The sequence below is a fragment of the Kitasatospora sp. NPDC051853 genome, from assembly GCF_044452665.1.
In the GTDB taxonomy this organism is placed as follows: Bacteria; Actinomycetota; Actinomycetes; order Streptomycetales; family Streptomycetaceae; genus Kitasatospora.
The window spans coordinates 87,831-106,384 of record NZ_JBITBY010000008.1 but is presented as its reverse complement, the minus strand read 5'-3'; the positions used below and the strand labels follow the sequence as shown (position 1 = coordinate 106,384).

Sequence of the window (18,554 nt, the reverse complement as noted above, 5' to 3'; positions counted from 1 at the left end):
GCTACTTCTGCTGCTGCGCGTCCCGCTCGGCGGCCTGCTGCTTCGCCTGCTCCATCAGCGTCTCCGGGTCCGGCGGGGTCGGGTCCACACCGGTCAGCAGCTCGGTACCGGTGAACGCCACCAGCCCGAACACCCCGCCGGCCTTGGAGATGTCCGGCATCCCGGCGGGCGCCGCCGCCGAGGCGGGAGCGGCGGCAGCGGCCAGTGCGGCCCCGGAGAGCGCGACGGCGGCGAACAGACGATTCGTCTTCTTCATGCCCTGCCCAACGATCCCCCCCGCGTGAGGTCACCCAACACCCGCCCTGCATAAGGGGAAGACGGCGACCGGGTGTAGAACGTACTCTCGACCGGCCGCAACGGCCGACCCGTTCGTGCGCACCGCACGGGCGGCATCAACGGGGGGAACACACGCATGTCCGACGGAACCTTCAGACGCAGACTCCTCGCCCTGACCGGCGCCGCCGCGCTCGCCGCCGGCGCCCTGCTCACGGCCGGCGCCCCGGCGCAGGCCGCCAACACCTACTGCGCCGAGCCGGTCCAGCCCGGGGCCGCCCGGCTCGGCGCCGGCCAGACGCTGACGGCCGGTCAGTCCGTGAACGTGGCCGGCGAGACCCTGGTCATGCAGCAGGACGGCAACCTGGTCCTGCGCCTCACCGCCCCCGGCAACCCGTCCGGGCCGCCGCTCTGGCACTCCAACACCTGGGGCAACGACGGCGCGTACGCCACCATGCAGGCCGACGGCAACTTCGTCGTCTACCGCCAGAACGGCACCGCCCTCTGGTCCAGCGGCACCTACGGCCACCCCGGCTCCTGCCTCGACGTCTCCCCGCGGGGCGACGTCCAGGTCACCGCGCCGGACCTCAACTACGCCCCGTGGCGCCTGGACTCCGGCTACTGCTACTGCAACCCGGACCCGTACGGCCCGAAGGACCGCTGGTACGCCCAGGGCGTCCTCCGCCGCGCCAACTGGATGGAGTCGAACACCGTCTGGCTGGTCATCCCGCCCTCCGGTGACCTCACCCTGTACCGCAAGCGCGACAACGCCGTGCTCTGGCACAGCAACACCCCGAACCCCGACGGCGCCATGAGCACCGCGATCCTCCAGGAGGACGGCAACCTCGTGCTCTGGGAGGTCCCCCCGGTCGGCAGCCCGCGCCACGTCGGCCACACCGCCACCTGGGGCAACCCGGGCGCCTACGCCCACCTCCAGGACGACGGCAACTTCGTGCTCTACCGCCAGGACGGCGTCCCGCTCTGGTCCACCGGCACCTACGGCCAGGTCTGACCGACGGCGGCACCGACGGGTGTCCGGAGCCCTGCTCCGGGCACCCGTCCCCCGTTCCCGCACGCATGCGGGACACTGGAAGGTCTGCGCCCGACAACCGGAGGACTGCCCGCGTGAACGACGGACCGCTCATCGTCCAGAGCGACAAGACGCTGCTGCTGGAGATCGACCACCCGAAGGCCGCCGACTGCCGACGGGCCATCGCGCCGTTCGCCGAGCTGGAGCGGGCGCCGGAGCACGTGCACACCTACCGGGTGACGCCGCTGGGCCTGTGGAACGCACGGGCCGCCGGGCACGACGCCGAGCAGGTGGTGGACGCGCTGGTGACGTACTCGCGCTACCCGGTGCCGCACGCGCTGCTGGTGGACGTGGCGGACACCATGGCCCGGTACGGGCGGCTGCAGCTGTCCAAGCACCCGGTGCACGGGCTGGTGCTGACCACCACCGACCGGCCGGTGCTGGAGGAGGTGCTCAAGTCGAAGAAGATCGCCCCGCTGGTGGGCGCGCGGCTCGACCCGGACACCGTGATCGTGCACCCCTCGGAGCGCGGTCAGATCAAGCAGGTGCTGCTGAAGCTGGGCTGGCCGGCCGAGGACCACGCCGGGTACGTGGACGGCGAGGCGCACCCGATCCACCTGGAGCAGGACGGCTGGGAGCTGCGGCCGTACCAGCAGCAGGCGGTGGAGGGCTTCTGGCACGGCGGCAGCGGCGTCGTGGTGCTGCCCTGCGGCGCGGGCAAGACGCTGGTCGGCGCGGCGGCGATGGCGGAGGCCAAGTCGACCACCCTGATCCTGGTGACCAACACCGTCTCGGCCCGGCAGTGGAAGCACGAGCTGGTGAAGCGCACCTCGCTGACCGAGGACGAGATCGGCGAGTACAGCGGGACGAAGAAGGAGATCCGCCCGGTCACCATCGCCACGTACCAGGTGATGACGACCAAGCGGAAGGGCGTGTACGCGCACCTGGAGCTGTTCGACGCGCGGAACTGGGGCCTGGTGGTCTACGACGAGGTGCACCTGCTGCCCGCGCCGGTCTTCAAGTTCACCGCCGACCTGCAGGCCCGGCGGCGGCTGGGGCTGACCGCGACCCTGGTGCGGGAGGACGGCCGGGAGGGGGACGTCTTCAGCCTGATCGGGCCGAAGCGCTTCGACGCCCCGTGGAAGGAGATCGAGGCGCAGGGCTACATCGCCCCGGCCGACTGCTGCGAGGTCCGGGTGACGCTGACCGACTCGGAGCGGCTGGCGTACGCGACCGCCGAGCCGGAGGAGCGGTACCGCTTCTGCGCGACCACCGCGACCAAGCGGCGGGTGGTGGAGGCGCTGGTGAAGAAGCACGAGAAGGACCAGACGCTGATCATCGGTCAGTACATCGACCAGCTGGACGAGTTGGGCGAGGTGCTCGGCGCACCGGTGATCAAGGGCGAGACCAGCAACGCGCAGCGGGAGAAGCTGTTCGACGCGTTCCGGTCCAAGGAGATCAGCGTGCTGGTGGTCTCCAAGGTGGCCAACTTCTCCATCGACCTGCCGGAGGCGACCGTCGCCATCCAGGTCTCCGGGACCTTCGGCTCCCGGCAGGAGGAGGCCCAGCGGCTGGGCCGGGTGCTGCGCCCGAAGGCGGACGGGCACTCCGCGCACTTCTACTCGGTGGTGGCGCGGGACACCGTGGACCAGGACTTCGCGGCGCACCGCCAGCGCTTCCTGGCCGAGCAGGGCTACGCGTACCGGATCGTGGACGCGGACGACGTGCTCTGAGCGGACCTCAGAACTTGACGCCGTCGCGCCCGAAGAAGACCACGCGCGCGGCGGTGTCGAGGGCGATCCCGACGTTGCGCACGGCGGTGGCGATCGGGCCGCGGCGGCGGGAGTGGGCGACGGGGCGGTGGGTGTGCGAGGTGGTGTTCATGCCTCCACGGTAGGTTCCGGTCCCCGCCCCGGGCGTCAGTCCGCAGGGCGCTCCGGTCTCGTCCTTCCGGCGTACCGGCCCCTGACTCAGGGGGGACCCTGCCCCGGGGTGAACCCGGAGGAAATGATTGGCGTCGCGCGCGGGGGCGGGTCTAGGATCTCCGGTCTTGCCCCCTCCCGAACCGTGGTGCCGTCGTCGCGGCAGCCGTGGGAGCCCGTCCCGGTCGGCAACCGGGCGGTCCACCGTGAGCCAACGACGATCCGCCGCCCCACGGGCGGCCGGGAAGGTTTGCCGTGCACACCGCCGCTTCACCCGGGGCCGCTCCCCTCGGGGCCGATCCGCTCCAGCTCGAACGCGACCACCTGGCCGCCTCCCGCGCGGCCCTGCGCGCGATGCGCGAGGACGCCGAATCGCTGGACCTGCGGGACGTGACGGGGACCTGGGTCTCCGCCGCCGTCCTCCAGCACCAGGTGGAGCAGCGCATCGCCGCGCTCGCCGACATGGCCCACACCCCGCTGTTCTTCGGCCGGTTGGACTACCTGCACGCGATCAGCGAGGACATCGCGGAGGGCGGGAAGGGCGAGCGGTTCTACATCGGGCGCCGGCACGTGCACGACGCCGAGGGCGACCCGATGGTGATCGACTGGCGCGCGCCGGTCTCCCAGCCCTTCTACCGGGCCAGCCGCACCGAGCCGCTGGACGTCGAGAAGCGGCGCCGGTTCGGTTACACCGGCGGGGAGTTGACCGCCTACGAGGACGAGAACCTGTCCGACCCGGCGGAGACCGACACCGCCTCCGCACTGCTCGCGGCCGAGATCGAGAAGCCCCGCGTCGGCCCGATGCGCGACATCGTGGCCACCATCCAGCCCGAGCAGGACGAGATCGTCCGGGCCGAGATCGGCGGCACCATCTGCGTCCAGGGGGCTCCCGGCACCGGGAAGACCGCGGTCGGCCTGCACCGGGTCGCCTACCTGCTCTACGCGCACCGGGAGCGGCTGGCCAAGTCCGGCACCCTGGTGGTCGGGCCGAACCGCTCCTTCCTCCACTACATCGAGCAGGTGCTGCCCGCGCTGGGCGAGTTGGACGTCGCCCAGGCCACCGTGCAGGAGCTGGTGAAGCACGTCGAGGTGCGCGGCGAGGACTCCGCCGAGGCCGCCTCGGTCAAGGGCGACGCCCGGATGGCCGAGGTGCTGCGGCGGGCCGTGCGCTCCGGCATCACGCTGCCCACCGAGCCGCTGGTGGTGCAGCGCGGCTCCCGGCGCTGGCGGGTTCCGACGTACGAACTGGTGGAGATCGTCGAGGAGTTGACGGGCCGGGAGATCCGCTACGGGGCGGCCGCCGAGGCGCTGCCGCAGCGGATCGCGCACGCCGTGCTGCTCAAGATGGAGCAGGGCGGCGAGGCCCCGGACGACCGGGTGCAGGACGCGGTGGCCCGCAACGCGCAGGTGAAGGCCGCGGTCAAGGCGTACTGGCCGCCGGTGGACCCGGCCAAGCTGGTGCACCGGCTGCTCTCCGACGCCGCCTTCCTGGCCGCCTGCGCCGAGGGGGTCCTCTCCGAGGAGGAGCAGGCGGCGGTGCTCTGGCCCAAGCCGGGGCGCTCGGTGCGGACCGCGCCGTGGACGGCCGCCGACGCGGTGCTGGTCGACGAGACCACCGACCTGGTGCGGCGCACGCCCTCGCTCGGCCACGTGGTGCTGGACGAGGCGCAGGACCTCTCCCCCATGCAGTACCGGGCGGTCGGGCGGCGCTGCTCCACCGGCTCGGCCACCGTGCTGGGCGACCTCGCCCAGGGCACCACCCCGTGGGCGACCGGGAGTTGGGCCGAGGCCCTGCACCACCTGGGCAAGGAGGGCGCCCACGTGGAGGAGCTCACCAAGGGCTTCCGGGTGCCCGAGGAGGTCATCGCCTACGCCTCCCGGCTGCTGCCCGCCATCGCCCCCGGCCTGGCCCCCGCCACCTCGGTCCGCGACGCCCCCGGCTCGCTGACGATCACCCATGTCCCCGACGGGGAGCGGGACTCCGCCGTGGTCGGGGCCTGCCGGGCCGCCCTGGAGCGGGAGGGCTCCACCGGCCTGATCGCCGCCGACGCCCGGATCGACGAGCTCGGCAAGCTGCTCACCGAGGCCGGCCTCCCCTTCCTCGACCCCGGCACGGAGACCAGTGCCGAGGCCCGGCTCACCCTCGTCCCGGCCTCACTGGCCAAGGGTCTGGAGTACGACTACGTGGTCCTCGACGAGCCCGCCGCCGTGGTGGCCGGCGAGCCCGACCTGCGGACCGGCCTGCGCCGCCTGTACGTCTCGCTCACCCGCGCCGTCTCCGGCCTCGCGGTGGTGCACGCCGAACCCCTCCCCGCCGAGCTGGGCTGACGCGTGCGAGGGGGCCCGGAGCGCGCTGCTCCGGGCCCCCTCGCACGTACGGGTCAGGCGTCGATCAGGGCCCGCCACTCGGCGACCTTGGCCTGGTCGACCGGGGTGTCCCAGCCGTTCACCCGGACCGGGCCGCCGACGTGGAAGGCGTCGAAGCCGGCCGCGCGCAGCCCCGGGACGTGCTCGGCGCGCAGACCGCCGCCGATCAGGATCCGCTGCCGGTAGCCCGGGTCCCCGGCCTTGGCGAGCTCGCCGGCCAGCACCTCCTGACCGGCCGTCACACCGGCCGCGGCGCCGGAGGTGAGGAAGGTGTCCAGGCCCGGCAGGTCGGCGACGGCGGCGCGCAGGGCGGCCCGGTCGGCGCTGTGGTCGATCGCCCGGTGGAAGGTCCAGCGGCAGCCGGCCACCGCCTCGGCCACCGTCCGGGTGGCGGCCAGGTCGACCGCGCCCCCGGCGTCCAGGAACCCGAGCACGAACTCCTCGGCGCCCTCGGCGCGCAGCGCGGCGGCCCGCTCGCACAGCTCGTCCACGCTGCCGGGGGTGAAGCCGTCGCGGATGCGGAGCATCACCCGCAGCGGGACGGAGACAGCCGCGCGGATGGCGGCGAAGTCGGCCAGGGCGGGGGTCAGACCGTCCGCGGCCATGTCGGCGACCAGTTCGAGCCGGTCGGCCCCGCCCGCCTCGGCCGCCTGGGCGTCCTGCACCGTCAGGGCGATCACTTCGAACATTGGTCTAGACATATCGCTAACCCTGCCACATCCGGAGGCCGCTGGGCGAGCCCCCTGCACGGGAAACGGAAGGGCCCGCCGGGCGGCGGACCTGGAACTCCAGCATCCGTACCACCCGGCGGGCCCGCATCCGGCGTCAGACCCCCGGCGCCCCGCTGCGCCGCCCGCCCGCGAGCAGCCGGGCCGCCAGCAGCAGGGTCGCGGCGACCAGCAGTGCGGCCGGGGCCAGCCGCCACATCCCGCCCACCTGCTCCCAGAGCGAGAACAGGCTGAACGCGGCGGTCAGCGGCAGCAGCGCCAGGCCGAGCGCGGCGGGCAGCAGCCGCTCCCGGGCGGCGAACAGCATCAGCACCAGCGGGACCAGCAGCAGGGCCACCGGCCACCAACCGTCCATCAGGTTGCGGGTGCTGTACCCGCCCTGGGCCCGGGTGACGGCGAACCCCGCGGCGGCACCGGCCAGGATCAGCAGCCGGTCGGCCCGGCCGCGCGGTTCCAGCAGCTCGGCCGGCGCGGCGGCCAGCAGCGCGCCGCCCACCAGGTACGGCACCACCGCGGTGGCGTCGCAGAAGAAGAGCCAGGCGTTCCAGCCGTCCGGGCCCTCCAGCCCGGCCGCGATGTCGGCGAGCCGGACCGCCGCCAGCAGCGCGACGCCCGCACCCAGCACCCGAGCCGCCCGCCAGGCACCGGAGGCGGCCGCCAGCGCGAGCAGCACCGGCACCACGGCCAGGCCCAGCAGGGCGAGGTTGCCGGCCAGTTCGCCCCAGGGCGCACCCAGGCCCGCCCGGGCCGCGTGCTTCACCTGGAACATCCGCTCGTCGCCCAGCCGGGGCAGCACGCTGAGCCCGACCAGCGTGCCGGCCAGCAGCGGGGCACCCACCGCCAGCAGCCGGCCGCCGAGCGCGGTGGCGGTCAGGCCGGTCCGCATCCGCAGGCCGTAGGCCGCCAGGTCCAGCGCCTCCCGGGCGGTGGCCAACCGCCCGGCCCCCGCCGTCACATCGGCGAACACCTCGGCGATCTCCTCCCCCCGGTCCCGCCGGTAACGGGCCGGGTAGAGCGCGAGGGCGGTGCGCAGGGCGACGCTCATGCCGTCGCCCCCTTCGGCCCGGCGACGCCGCCGAGGCGGCGACGCGCCTCGGCGGCGACGGTGTGCAGCCGCTCGGCCTCGGCGGCCAGCACGCCGCGGCCGCCCTCGGTGAGGGCGTAGGTGCGGCGGGCCCGGCCGTCGACGATCTCCTCCGCCGCGACCTCGATCAGGCCCTGCTGGAGCAGGCGGTCGAGCGCGCCGTAGAGGGTGCCGGTGCGCATCTTCACCCGGCCGCCGGAGATCGCCTCGACCTCCTGGATCAGCGCGTATCCGTGCCGGGGGGCGTCGGCGAGGGCGGTGAGCAGCAGCAGCGTCGGCTCCTGCATGGCACGTTCGGTCATGCACCTACATATATCGCCGGACTGCCTATCCGCGCCACCCCCACGCGCAGTGGTCACACCGGGGGCGCGAGGAACTGCGCGGGTCGGAAGGCGGCCCACCTGCAACTGAGGCTCCATCAGCCGGTTGCAGGTGCTGCCGTTCCCCTGCGCGCAGTTCCTCGCGCCCCTGCGGGGCGCTGCCTGCCGAAGCCAGGATCGTCAGGCGTCCCGGCGCATCGCTCCGAAGAGGCCCGCGAGCAGCGGCAGGGCCAGGGCCAGGACCGCGATGCCGGTCCACGGGACGTCGGCCGGGCTGAGGACGGGCGGGGCGCCCATCATGCCGGCGACCCGGGAGCGGAGCAGGGCGTAGGCCGGGACGAAGCCGCTGACGGTGCCGAGCAGGGCGCCGAGCAGGACGATCAGTCCGGCCTGGAGCCCGGCGATGGTGCGCCGGGTCCGGGGACGGGCCCCGATCGCGGCGAGCACCGCGCGCTCGCGGCGGGCGTCCGTCGCGGCCAGCGCCGTGGAGACCATGGCCGCACCGAGCACCACCACCGCGGCGAAGCCGGAGATCGCGATCTGCATCACGCCGTCCTTGGGCCGGAAGCCGCGCTCCACCACGAAGGTGGAGTGCGGGGCGAGCCGGGAGACGGTGGCGGCGGCCCGCTGTTCGGCGCGGTCGGCGACCGGGGCGGTGGGCAGCCAGATCACCCCGGTGGGCTGCACCGTCAGGCCGAGCTGACGGACCGTCCGCTCGCCGACCACCAGCGGCGCGTACCGCTGACCCGCCGGCAGCTGGACCAGCACGGCGTCCACCGTGTGGGTCCGCGGCTCCATGTTGGCGCCGTTCATCCGCAGGACGGCCTTGCCGTCGTGCAGGTACGCCGGGTCGGTCACCACCGCCTTGCCCTGGGCCAGGGCGGCCTCGGCGGCCGGGTCGCGCAGGGCCAGCAGGTTGTGCAGGACGGCCGCGTCGCCGACCACCGCCCGGGTGGACGCCGGCTCGCCGTACCGCCGGCCGCCCTCGGCCCACACCGCGGACGAGCAGCCCTTGCAGAACTCCCAGACCGCCTCGTAGAGGTCGGCGCGCTCGCCCAGTTCGGGCAGGTCCTGCGGCAGGGCGGCGCGCAGCTGCGGGACGGCCGCGCCGCCGCTGCCGTAGACGTCGACCCGGACGGCGTTGAGCGGCTGCTGCATCCGGTAGCCGGCCCGGTCCTGGGCCTCGGCGCCGGAGGTGTGCACGCCGACCGCGACCGCGCCGGCCACGGCGGCGAGCACCGCCGCGACGGCGGGGGCGGTCCGGGAGCGGTGGCGGGAGGCGTCGCGCAGGGCGAGCCGGGGGCCGACCGGGAGCAGCCGGGCCACCCGCCCGAGCCCGGCCAGCAGCAGCGGGGTGACCAGCAGCAGGCCCAGCTCGGCCAGCACGCCGCCGCCCAGCACCGTGAGCGAGCGGACCGAAAGCCCCGCCAGCACCGGCATCCCGCCGACCGGGGCGAGCACCGCGCCGCCCACCGCCAGTGCGGCACCGGTCAGGCCGAGCAGCAGGCCGGCCAGCGGCACCCAGCGGGCGGACCGGCGGACCGGGTCGCGGTCGGTCAGCCCGGCCAGCACCTCCCGGCGGCCGGCCTGGAGGGCGGGCTGCAGGGCGGCGGCCAGCGCGGTGACCACGCCGACCAGCAGGATCAGCAGCAGGTCGAACGGACGGAACGTCAGGGCGCCGAACCGGCTGCCGCCCCACTCCTCGATCCACGGGCGCAGCGCGGAGACCAGCAGGACGCCGAGCACCCCTCCGGTCGCGGCACCGACCGTGCCGAGCACCAGCCCGCCGCCGAGCACCACGGTGCGGACGTGGCCGGGGCGGCCGCCGGCCGCACCCAGCAGGGCGAGTTGGCGGCGGGCCCGGCGGGCGCCGACCGCGAAGGCCGGACCGGCCAGCAGGGCGACCTCCAGCAGGGCCATCGCGGCGGTGACGGCGATGGTCATCACCCGGCGCTCGCGCTCGCCCTCGGCGTCGACGGCCTCCTCCGCGGCCATCGCCCCGGCCGGCGGATCGGCCGCCACCTGACGGCTCGCCATGGTGTAGCCGTACTTGTTCAGTTGGGTGACCGCGTCCCAGCCGAGCTTCGCCCCGGTCGGCACCGTGACCAGCCAGGCGGCCTTCCGGGTGGCGGCCTGCTCGGCGTCCTCGGTCTTCGGAGCGGCCCCCGCCTTCGCCAGGGCCTCGTCCAGCGGCGCGTACAACTCGCCCGGGCGGGCGACGAGTTCGCTCTTCCTCAGGTCCTCGGGGTGCTCCACCGTGCCGGTCAGCGTGAACGGGGTGGACTCCAGGCCGCGCACCGTGACGGTGTCGCCGACCTTCTTGCCGGTGGCCTCCAGGAAGCCCGGGGTGGCGGCGGCCTCGTGGGCGGCGGCCGGGGCCCGGCCGGAGACCAGGTCGATCCGGCCCTGCCAGAGCCGCCCGGTCAGGTCCGCCTCGAAGGTCTCGACCGAGGCCATCCCGTCCGTGCTGCCCACCACCGCGACCGGACCGATCCGGGCCGGGGTGACCACGCTGCCCTGGGGCAGCAACTCGCGCAGCAGGTCGGCCGGTTCGGTCTCCACCGCGTGCCTCTGCTCCGGGGTGAGCGGGGCGTCGGCGCGCTGCGGAAGGGTGCGGACGCCGTCCTGCGGGAAGACCGCCTGCTGGAGCGGGCGCCCGGGTTCGTACGCGCCGACCAGCGCGTCGGCCCGGCCCATCAGCCGGTCCGACCGCTCGGCGGCGGTGAGCTGGGTGGAGCGGTGCACCACGTCGACGCCGGTGGCGCCGAGCACCGGCAGCGCGATCATCGCCGCCACCAGCGCGCTGCGGCCCTTGGACCGCAGCGCGTCCCGGCGGGCCATCCGCAGCAGCGGACGCCAGGCGCTCATCGGGCCGCCCCCGTCGCCAGCGGGGCGCGGTGGTTGACGGTCTCGTCGACGATCCGGCCGTCGCGCAGCGAGACCACCCGGTCCGCCCAGGCGGCGTGCGAGGGGTCGTGGGTGACCATCACGGCCACGGCGCCCGCGTCGCAGCGGGCCCGCAGCAGGGCCAGCACGGCGTCGCCGGTCGCGGTGTCCAGCGCGCCGGTCGGCTCGTCGGCCAGCACCAGGCGGCGCTCGCCGACCAGCGCGCGGCCGATCGCCACCCGCTGCTGCTGGCCGCCCGACATCTCCTCGGGGAAGCGGTCGGCGAGGTCGGCCAGGCCGAACTCCTCCAGCGCGACCAGCGCCTCGGCCCGGGCGGTGCGGGCCGGGACGCCGTCCAACTCCCGTGGCAGCGCGATGTTCTCGGCCGCGGTCAGGGACGGGATCAGGTTGTACGACTGGAACACGTAGCCCACCGAGCGGCGGCGCACGTCGGCCAGCCCGGCCCGGTTCAGCCCCTCCAGTGGCCGCCCCTCCACCAGCACCCGGCCGGTGGACGGCCGGTCCAGGCCGCCGGCCAGCGCCAGCAGCGTGGACTTCCCGGAGCCGGACGGCCCCATCACGGCCAGGAACTCCCCGGCCCGCACCTCCAGGTCGACCGGGTGCAGGGCGTGCACCTCGGCCGCGCCCTTGCCGTGCACGCGGCCGACGCCCTCCAGGCGCAGGACGGCCTGCGTGTGTGATCCGGACATGGCTCCCCCTCGGAACAGCGGAACGTCTTGCATACCGAGTATGTATAGCCGCCGCGCGCCGACTACTCAAGTCTGCGACATAAGTCGGCCAACGGCATATAGTCTGGATCACAGCGACGGAGAAGGAGCAGAATGACCGTCATGACCGCCTCGCTGTCCGCCCGCTGGCACGACCTGCTCACCCGCTGCGGCGCCACCGCCGACCCGGCCCCGTACGCCGAGGACCTGCTCGGCCGCTGGGCCGAGCCGCAGCGCCGCTACCACACCACCGCGCACCTGGCGGCGGTGCTGGACGTGGTCGACGAACTGGCCGGGCACGCCGAGGACGCCGACGCCGTCCGGCTGGCCGCCTGGTTCCACGACGCGGTGTACCGGCCGGACCGCTCCGAGAACGAGGAACGGTCCGCCGCGCTGGCCGTCCGGGCACTCCACGAGGCGGGCCTGGCACCGGAGTTGGCGTCGGAGGTGGCCCGCCTGGTCCGCCTGACGGTCGGCCACCACCCCGCCGAGGGGGACCGCAACGGCGAGGTGCTCTGCGACGCCGACCTGGCGGTGCTCGGCGGCATGCCCGAGCAGTACGCGGCCTACGCGGCCGCCGTCCGCGAGGAGTACGCCTTCGTCCCGGAGGACGCCTTCCGGGCCGGCCGGGCGGCGATCCTGCGCCAACTCCTCGACCTGCCCGCGCTCTACCGCACCCCCGAGGCACGGGAACGCTACGACGCCGCCGCCCGCCGCAACCTCGCGGGCGAACTCCTGCTCCTGGGCGGCTGACCCCCCGGACACCGGGCCCCGGACGCCCGGACGTGGCGCCGACGGACCGTCAGGCGGAGGACCGCCCGGCGGCCCGCACGTCCGCCTTGCGGCGGCGCAACCCCGCGGCGCTGAGCCGGGCGACCAGCTCCTTGCTGCCGACCGGCTCCGCGCCGAGCGCCACCGCCTTCTCGTACCAGTGCGCGGGGATGTCGTAGTGGTCCCGCTCGAAGCCCTTCGCGGGCGCGCCCAGGCGCTCCGCGAAGGCGTGCAGCTCCGCGTACGAGACGTCGCTCACCAGGTGCGACCAGTACTTCCCGTGCCCCGGCCAGGTCGGCGGGTCGATCAGGATCACGTCAGCGACCCCACCGGGGCCACCACCGCGCCCTCCTTGCCGCACACCCAGTGCGGCTCCGGGCCCAACTCCGGCTCCACCGACAGCGCGTGCGGATCCCCGTCGGCCGCGCACGACCGGCAGACCGGCCACCGCCCGTACCCCTCCAGCAGCGCGTCCTGCACGTCCTGCGCCACCAGCCCGGCCACGTAGTCGACCCCGTCCGGCCACTGCTCCACCCACCACCGCCGCTTGGTGAGCACCTCCTCCACCAGCGACACCACCTGCGGGTCGGCCACGTCACGCGCCGTCAGATCGGCCAGGATCAGCGCCCGCGCGGCGTGCAGCGCGCCTTCGATGCCATCAGAACTCATCCCCCCATTGTCCCCTCCCCCACCCGCCTCAGGAACCGGACCGGGCGACTGACCGGGCGGCTCTCCGCCGGGTCCGTCCGTCCGGGGCCGCGGTCCACGTGGCGGTGGAACGCCGCAGGGCGGCCTCCCCGGTGAGGGGAGACCGCCCTGACGGACGTTCCGGAACTACCGATCCTCGGGAGGATCAGAAGTCCATGTCACCGCCCGGCATGCCGCCGCCGGCGGCCGCGGCGGCCTTCTCCGGCTTGTCGGCGATGACGGCCTCGGTGGTGAGGAAGAGCGCCGCGATGGAGGCGGCGTTCTGCAGCGCGGAGCGGGTGACCTTGGCCGGGTCGATGATGCCGGCGGCGATCAGGTCGACGTACTCGTTGGTCGCGGCGTTGAGGCCCCAACCGGACTCGAGGTTGCGGACCTTCTCCACGACGACGCCACCCTCGAGGCCGGCGTTGGTGGCGATCTGCTTGATCGGGGCCTCGAGCGCGACGCGCACGATGTTGGCACCGGTGGCCTCGTCGCCGGTCAGCTCCAGCTTGTCGAAGGCGACACCGGCCTGCAGCAGCGCGACGCCACCACCGGCGACGATGCCCTCCTCGACGGCGGCCTTCGCGTTGCGGACGGCGTCCTCGATGCGGTGCTTGCGCTCCTTGAGCTCGACCTCGGTCGCGGCACCGGCCTTGATGACGGCGACGCCACCGGCGAGCTTGGCCAGGCGCTCCTGGAGCTTCTCGCGGTCGTAGTCCGAGTCGGAGTTCTCGATCTCGGCGCGGATCTGGTTCACGCGGCCGGCGACCTGGTCGCTGTCGCCGCCACCGTCGACGATGGTGGTCTCGTCCTTGGTGATGACCACCTTGCGGGCGGTGCCCAGCAGGTCGAGACCGGCGTTCTCCAGCTTGAGGCCGACCTCCTCGGAGATGACGGTGCCACCAGTGAGGATGGCGATGTCGCCGAGCATGGCCTTGCGGCGGTCACCGAAGCCCGGGGCCTTGACGGCAACGGACTTGAAGGTGCCACGGATCTTGTTCACGACCAGGGTCGACAGGGCCTCGCCCTCGACGTCCTCGGCGATGATGACGAGCGGCTTGCCGCTCTGCATGACCTTCTCCAGCAGCGGGAGCAGGTCCTTGACCGAGCCGATCTTGGAGTTGGCGATCAGGATGTACGGGTCCTCGAAGGAGGACTCCATCCGCTCCAGGTCGGTGGCGAAGTAGGCGGAGATGTAGCCCTTGTCGAAGCGCATGCCCTCGGTGAGCTCGAGCTCCAGACCGAAGGTGTTGCTCTCCTCGACGGTGATGACGCCTTCCTTGCCGACCTTGTCCATGGCCTCGGCGATGAGCTCGCCGATCTGGGTGTCGGCGGCCGAGATGGAGGCGGTGGAGGCGATCTGCTCCTTGGTCTCCACGTCCTTGGCCTGGGCCAGCAGCTGGTCGGAGACGGCGGCGACGGCCTTCTCGATGCCGCGCTTCAGGGCCATCGGGTTGGCGCCGGCAGCGACGTTGCGCAGACCCTCGCGGACGAGCGCCTGGGCGAGCACGGTGGCGGTGGTGGTGCCGTCACCCGCGACGTCGTCGGTCTTCTTGGCGACCTCCTTGACGAGCTCCGCGCCGATCTTCTCGTACGGGTCCTCGAGCTCGATCTCCTTGGCGATGGAGACACCGTCGTTGGTGATCGTGGGGGCGCCCCACTTCTTCTCAAGGACGACGTTGCGGCCCTTGGGGCCCAGCGTCACCTTGACGGCGTCGGCAAGCTGGTTCATGCCGCGCTCGAGTCCGCGGCGAGCTTCCTCGTCAAAAGCGATGATCTTGGCCATCGGAAGTGGTCCTCCAGGACACGTCGACTGCGCCGGACCGGAGGGCGCCCGCGACGGACGGCCCTGGTGTGCGGGGGTCTTGTCCCCTACCGCTCCCGGGGGCCTCACCGACCCGGTCCGTTGTCACTCTCATGCTGTGAGTGCTAACGCCAATGATTAGCACTCTCGGGTATCGAGTGCAAGCCCAATCGTGATACGCGCACCCGCGCCGGAGACGACGACAGGCCCGTACGACGTGGTGTCGTACGGGCCTGCCGGCGAAGCGTGGAGACTGCCAGCCCGAAGCCGAGCCGAGGTCCGCAGGTGCGGAAGGTCAGACCGCCGCGCGGACCATGTCCGCCTGCGGGCCCTTCTGCCCCTGGGAGATCTCGAACTCGACCCGCTGGCCCTCCTCGAGGGTGCGGTAGCCGTCCATCTGGATCGCGCTGTAGTGGACGAACACGTCCGCACCACCGTCGACCGCGATGAAGCCGTAGCCCTTCTCCGCGTTGAACCACTTGACGGTGCCCTGAGCCATTCCGAACTCCCCTTGTGCTGTGCTGGCCCTTCGCGGGTCCACAGGATGCGGACCCAGGTCTGTACCGGCACACGCCCGAGGGAACCCCCCCTGGGCGTAGCCGCGGTCAACACTCGAACGCGTCGACCGCCGCTGAATGTATCCGGACAGACGCCCTCTGCAACAGGGTCAACTTCGCCGAATTCGCCGTGTGACGAAAGGGATGTGACGGGAGGAATGCCTCAGGGAGTGGCTATTCGCTCCGGGCATAGCGGACCTAACGGGATAAAACTCCGTCAGATTCCTGACGCTGGCCTGTCAGTTCCCGTCTCAGCGCGACCGCCCCACGTCTCAACGGACGGACGGGCCCTGCGTGCACGACCCAGCCGTACCGCCGGGCCGGATTCGAAACATCCGATCCGAATCCGCACTCTACCGTCTGCCACCTGACGGAATTTCACCGCGGCGCGCGGCGGGCCGCCACCGAATGACCGGAATCATTCGTTCCGGTCGCGGTGGCGGCCCGTCGATTGCGCCCGTCGGCCGTCTGCCGGTTCAGCAGCCCCCGGCCACGGCCGGAATGATCGAGATGCTGGTGCCGTCCTTGATCTCGGTCTCCAGGCCCTCGGCGAAGCGCACGTCGTCGTCGTTCACGTAGACGTTCACGAAGCGGCGCAGCTTGCCGGCGTCGTCCAGCACCCGGGCGGCGATGCCGGCGTGGTTGGCGTCCAGGTCGGCGATCACGGCAGCCAGGGTGGCGCCCTCGGCGGTCACCTCGGCGGCGCCGCCGGTGTAGGTGCGCAGGATGGTCGGGATGCGGACGGTAGCGCTCATGGGGGTACTCCTAAACCAGTGCTGAGGGGGGATCAGGCGGAGGCCAGGCCCGCGGCCCGGAAGGACTCCAGGGTCGGGCGGATGGTGGCGGTCAGACCGGCGTCGGCGACGGCGTCCAGGGTCTTCAGGCCGTCACCGGTGTTGATCGCCACGGTCTCCTTGGCCGGGTCGAGCTGCCCGGTCTCCACCAGCTTCTTCAGCACGCCGATGGTCACGCCGCCCGCGGTCTCGGCGAAGATGCCCTCGGTGCGGGCCAGCAGCTTGATGGCCTCGACCACCTCGGCGTCGGTGACGTCCTCGACCGCGCCGCCGGTGCGGCGGGCGATGTCCAGCACGTACGGGCCGTCGGCCGGGTTGCCGATCGCCAGCGACTTGGCGATGGTGTCCGGCTTGACCGGCTTGATCACGTCACGGCCGGCCTTGAACGCGGCGGAGACCGGGGAGCAGCCCTCGGCCTGGGCGCCGAAGATCTTGTAGGGCTTGTCCTCGACCAGGCCGAGCTTGATCAGCTCCTGCAGGCCCTTGTCGATCTTGGTGAGCTGGGAGCCCGAGGCGATCGGGATGACGATCTGCTCCGGCAGGCGCCAGCCGAGCTGCTCGCAGATCTCGTACGCCAGGGTCTTGGAGCCCTCGCCGTAGTACGGACGGAGGTTGACGTTGACGAAGCCCCAGCCCTCGCCGGCCGGGTCGCCGATCAGCTCGGAGCAGAAGCGGTTCACGTCGTCGTAGTTGCCCTCGATGCCGACCAGCTCGCCGCCGTAGACACCGGCCATCACGACCTTGCCCTGCTCCAGGTCGTGCGGGATGAAGACGCAGGACTTGAAGCCGGCCCGGGCGGCCGCGGCGCCCACCGCACCGGCCAGGTTGCCGGTGGAGGAGCAGGACAGGGTGGTGAAGTTGAAGGCGCGCGCCGCCTCGATGGCGCAGGCCACCACGCGGTCCTTGAAGGAGTGGGTCGGGTTGCCCGAGTCGTCCTTGACGTGCAGCTGGGCGGTGAAGCCGAGCTCGCGGCCGAGGTTGTCGGCCTTCACCAGCGGGGTCCAGCCCGGGTTCAGGTTGGGCTTGGAGGCCACGTCGGCCGGGACGGGCAGCAGCGGGGCGTAGCGCCAGATGGAGGCCGGGCCGGCTTCGATCCTCTTGCGCAGCTCCTCGGCGTCCGCGGAGCCGAAGTCGTAGGCGATCTCCAGCGGGCCGAAGCACTCCAGGCAGGCGAAGCTGGGGCCGAGCGGGAACTTGGTACCGCACTCGCGACAGGACAGCTGGTCGGCGGGGCCGAGGTCGACGGCGGGTGCGGCGGAAACAGCGGTAGCCATGGTGGCGGAGGCCTCTCTCCTCATCTTCCCCGTGACGCGGTCGCGCCACAGGCCGGAATTGGCACCTGTCCCGCCGTGGCCGCAGATGGGCCTGACCGCGCGAGAAGGTTGCCGGGACGTCAACGGGCCGTTCCCTCAGTCCCTCTGGATGAGCTCTGTGAAGTTGTGGTCCTGCGCTCCGGCCGACCCCGACGTGCGAAGGTCTGACCGCAGTACGAAGACTGTATCCGAAGGCGCCGGAGCGGGAACCGGCCGTCCGAGGTACGAGATGCGAAGCGCGAGGAGACGAGACAGTGCCCGAGCAGCCCCAGCCGTCCGACCCTGCCGAGGAGTTGCTGCCGGAGGTGTCCGACTGGCTGCGCCGGCGCTCCTGGACCGCGGCCGAGCGGCCGTTGGAGGCACTGCTGACCGCCAAGCGGGCGGCGGGCCCGGCCGGGACGATCAGCGTGGTGCTGCCCGCCCTGGACGAGGAGTCGACGGTCGGCGGCATCGTCCGGGTGATCCGCCGCGAGCTGATGGAGCGTCTGCCGCTGGTGGACGAGCTGGTGGTGCTGGACTCCGGCTCGGCCGACGGGACGGCCCGGATCGCGGCGGAGGCCGGCGCCCGGGTGGTGCACCGGGACGAGGTGCTGCCCCGGCTGCCCGCGGTGGCCGGCAAGGGCGAGGTGCTCTGGCGCTCGCTGCTGGCCACCTCCGGGGAGATCGTCTGCTTCGTGGACGCGGACCTGCGCGAGTTCGACCCGGCCTTCGTCTCCGGGATCGTCGGGCCGCTGCTCACCGACCCGTCCATCCACCTGGTGAAGGCGATGTACGACCGCCCGCTGGAGACGGACGGTGCGGTGGTACCGGCCGGCGGCGGCCGGGTCACCGAGCTGGTGGCGCGGCCGCTGCTGAACCTGCACTGGCCCCAACTGGCGGGATTCGTCCAGCCGTTGGGCGGCGAGTACGCGGCCCGCCGGTCGCTGCTGGAGCGGCTGCCGTTCCCCACCGGCTACGGGGTGGAGCTCGGCCTGCTGGTGGACGCGCTGGAGCTGGCCGGGCTGGACGCGCTGGCCCAGGTGGACGTCGGGGTGCGGCACCACCGGCACCAGGACGGCCAGGCGCTCGGGCGGATGGCGGCGACCATCTACCGCACCGCGCTGGAGCGGCTGGACCGGACCGGCCGGCTGAAGAGCGGTCAGGACCTGGTGCGCCCGCTGCTCACCCAGTTCACCCGGGACCCGGCCGGCCGGGAGTTCACCGCCCACACCCATCCGGTCGGTGCGCTGGAGCGGCCGCCGATGGTGACCGTGCCGGAGTACCACCGACGGTGAGCCCTGGGGGCTG

The 18,554-nt window shown here is 73.3% G+C and carries 18 protein-coding genes and 1 riboswitch; of the genes, 5 read left to right on the top strand and 13 right to left on the bottom strand.

Annotation, left to right across the window (positions count from 1 at the left end; all coding sequences use genetic code 11):
• Position 1 precedes the first annotated feature (1 nt).
• Positions 2-256, bottom strand: coding sequence for a hypothetical protein (locus ACIA8O_RS23190; protein WP_396295844.1), 255 nt, complete (start codon positions 254-256; stop codon positions 2-4).
• Positions 257-412: 156 nt separating this feature from the next.
• Here ACIA8O_RS23190 and ACIA8O_RS23185 point away from each other — a divergent pair, with 156 nt between their 5' ends.
• The gene (locus ACIA8O_RS23185; protein ID WP_396295843.1) at positions 413-1,285 is read left to right on the top strand and encodes a hypothetical protein; all 873 of its coding nucleotides are present in this window, start codon (positions 413-415) and stop codon (positions 1,283-1,285) included.
• Positions 1,286-1,398: 113 nt separating this feature from the next.
• Complete coding sequence (locus ACIA8O_RS23180; RefSeq protein ID WP_396295842.1) at positions 1,399-3,036, top strand: DNA repair helicase XPB; 1,638 nt, start codon at positions 1,399-1,401, stop codon at positions 3,034-3,036.
• 7 nt (positions 3,037-3,043) lie between these two features.
• Here the strand turns inward: ACIA8O_RS23180 and ACIA8O_RS23175 are convergent, their stop codons facing one another.
• Complete coding sequence (locus tag ACIA8O_RS23175; RefSeq protein ID WP_396295841.1) at positions 3,044-3,187, bottom strand: hypothetical protein; 144 nt, start codon at positions 3,185-3,187, stop codon at positions 3,044-3,046.
• Between the two features lie 293 nt (positions 3,188-3,480).
• Between ACIA8O_RS23175 and ACIA8O_RS23170 the strand changes: the two genes are divergently transcribed.
• Entirely contained in the window at positions 3,481-5,553 is a 2,073-nt protein-coding gene (locus ACIA8O_RS23170) for a HelD family protein (protein WP_396295840.1), read from the top strand.
• Between the two features lie 53 nt (positions 5,554-5,606).
• Here ACIA8O_RS23170 and ACIA8O_RS23165 read toward each other — a convergent pair whose 3' ends face one another.
• The 5 genes from ACIA8O_RS23165 to ACIA8O_RS23145 form a co-directional block, all read right to left on the bottom strand.
• A complete protein-coding gene (locus ACIA8O_RS23165; protein WP_396295839.1) occupies positions 5,607-6,281 on the bottom strand; it encodes a copper homeostasis protein CutC in 675 nt (224 codons plus the stop codon).
• Positions 6,282-6,417: 136 nt separating this feature from the next.
• A complete protein-coding gene (locus ACIA8O_RS23160; RefSeq protein ID WP_396295838.1) occupies positions 6,418-7,365 on the bottom strand; it encodes a hypothetical protein in 948 nt (315 codons plus the stop codon).
• Positions 7,362-7,706 carry a PadR family transcriptional regulator gene (locus tag ACIA8O_RS23155; RefSeq protein ID WP_396295837.1) on the bottom strand — a complete coding sequence of 115 codons (345 nt, stop codon included), beginning with the start codon at positions 7,704-7,706 and terminating at the stop codon, positions 7,362-7,364. Before ACIA8O_RS23155 ends, ACIA8O_RS23160 begins: the two co-directional genes overlap by 4 nt.
• Before the next feature lie 198 nt (positions 7,707-7,904).
• The gene (locus tag ACIA8O_RS23150) at positions 7,905-10,592 is read right to left on the bottom strand and encodes an FtsX-like permease family protein (protein ID WP_396295836.1); all 2,688 of its coding nucleotides are present in this window, start codon (positions 10,590-10,592) and stop codon (positions 7,905-7,907) included.
• Positions 10,589-11,320 carry an ABC transporter ATP-binding protein gene (locus ACIA8O_RS23145; protein WP_396295835.1) on the bottom strand — a complete coding sequence of 244 codons (732 nt, stop codon included), beginning with the start codon at positions 11,318-11,320 and terminating at the stop codon, positions 10,589-10,591. The genes ACIA8O_RS23150 and ACIA8O_RS23145 overlap by 4 nt, the downstream gene beginning before the upstream one ends.
• A 132-nt stretch (positions 11,321-11,452) precedes the next feature.
• On the opposite strand from ACIA8O_RS23145, the gene ACIA8O_RS23140 reads away from it, so the two are divergent.
• Positions 11,453-12,091, top strand: coding sequence for a hypothetical protein (locus ACIA8O_RS23140; RefSeq protein WP_396295834.1), 639 nt, complete (start codon positions 11,453-11,455; stop codon positions 12,089-12,091).
• A gap of 49 nt (positions 12,092-12,140) precedes the next feature.
• On the opposite strand, the gene ACIA8O_RS23135 is transcribed toward ACIA8O_RS23140, so the two are convergent.
• The 6 genes from ACIA8O_RS23135 to thrC all read right to left on the bottom strand — a co-directional run bounded on the left by ACIA8O_RS23135 (position 12,141) and on the right by thrC (position 17,228).
• Positions 12,141-12,425, bottom strand: coding sequence for a DUF4031 domain-containing protein (locus ACIA8O_RS23135; RefSeq protein WP_396295833.1), 285 nt, complete (start codon positions 12,423-12,425; stop codon positions 12,141-12,143).
• Complete coding sequence (locus tag ACIA8O_RS23130; RefSeq protein WP_396295832.1) at positions 12,422-12,778, bottom strand: hypothetical protein; 357 nt, start codon at positions 12,776-12,778, stop codon at positions 12,422-12,424. Before ACIA8O_RS23130 ends, ACIA8O_RS23135 begins: the two co-directional genes overlap by 4 nt.
• A gap of 184 nt (positions 12,779-12,962) precedes the next feature.
• Positions 12,963-14,585 (bottom strand): chaperonin GroEL, encoded by a 1,623-nt coding sequence (groL, locus tag ACIA8O_RS23125; protein ID WP_396295831.1) that lies wholly within the window; start codon positions 14,583-14,585, stop codon positions 12,963-12,965.
• 313 nt (positions 14,586-14,898) lie between these two features.
• Positions 14,899-15,102 carry a cold-shock protein gene (locus ACIA8O_RS23120; RefSeq protein ID WP_030289665.1) on the bottom strand — a complete coding sequence of 68 codons (204 nt, stop codon included), beginning with the start codon at positions 15,100-15,102 and terminating at the stop codon, positions 14,899-14,901.
• Positions 15,103-15,636: 534 nt separating this feature from the next.
• On the bottom strand, positions 15,637-15,915 hold the full coding sequence (locus tag ACIA8O_RS23115) for a MoaD/ThiS family protein (protein WP_396295830.1): 279 nt from the start codon (positions 15,913-15,915) through the stop codon (positions 15,637-15,639).
• Positions 15,916-15,947: 32 nt separating this feature from the next.
• Entirely contained in the window at positions 15,948-17,228 is a 1,281-nt protein-coding gene (thrC, locus tag ACIA8O_RS23110) for a threonine synthase (RefSeq protein WP_396295829.1), read from the bottom strand.
• 17 nt (positions 17,229-17,245) lie between these two features.
• Positions 17,246-17,383, bottom strand: a riboswitch (SAM riboswitch).
• 177 nt (positions 17,384-17,560) lie between these two features.
• Here thrC and ACIA8O_RS23105 point away from each other — a divergent pair.
• Positions 17,561-18,541 carry a glucosyl-3-phosphoglycerate synthase gene (locus tag ACIA8O_RS23105; RefSeq protein ID WP_396296140.1) on the top strand — a complete coding sequence of 327 codons (981 nt, stop codon included), beginning with the start codon at positions 17,561-17,563 and terminating at the stop codon, positions 18,539-18,541.
• Positions 18,542-18,554: the final 13 nt, after the last annotated feature.